Here is a 599-nt window from a genome sequence, read left to right on the forward strand (position 1 = left end):
GGTATAAAAATTTTTACACACAGCTTAACAAGCTTGATCGTCTTGAAGGAACACCCTAGGCTCGTGCGTGGCACACGAGTCGGCGACTGCAACGCGCGAGGAAGCGGTCCAGTTCGATATCACTACCTGCGCGCATGGGTTCGGAAAAACATTGCTTGGCCCCTGAACTTGTCGGTGCGACCAAACTTTCCCCCGTTTTTAGCGAAACGATAAAGCCGTTTTCGCACGTTTCGCATCAAAGCCCTCTGCAGCGCAGGCTACGGGAGGCGGACGGTAGATACGAAAACAACCTCTGTGCGCCATGGTTTGCGCAAACTGCAAGTTTGTGTTGCTGAGACCAAGCGAAAGGCCATTTGTCATCAGCATATTTTCAAGAAATGCGCTTCCAGAAAGCGTCACCCCAAAGCAAAAACCCCCGGCGCCTGCTGGCGCCGGGGGTTTTCTAATAACAGCCTGACGATGACCTACTTTCACACTGGTTGCAGCACTATCATCGGCGCAAAGTCGTTTCACGGTCCTGTTCGGGATGGGAAGGGGTGGGACCAACTCGCTATGGTCATCAGGCATGACTTGTCGGTTGTCTGTCGCGCTGCCGGCTC

1 rRNA gene is annotated in these 599 nt (G+C 53.6%); it reads right to left on the reverse strand.

The features are described 5' to 3' along the window. Window positions 1-451: 451 nt before the first annotated feature. Window positions 452-564: ribosomal RNA gene (gene rrf, locus JK635_RS28005) — 5S ribosomal RNA — on the reverse strand. Window positions 565-599: the final 35 nt, after the last annotated feature.

It is taken from the genome of Neobacillus paridis (genome assembly GCF_016765675.1).
GTDB lineage: Bacteria > Bacillota > Bacilli > Bacillales > Cytobacillaceae > Neobacillus > Neobacillus paridis.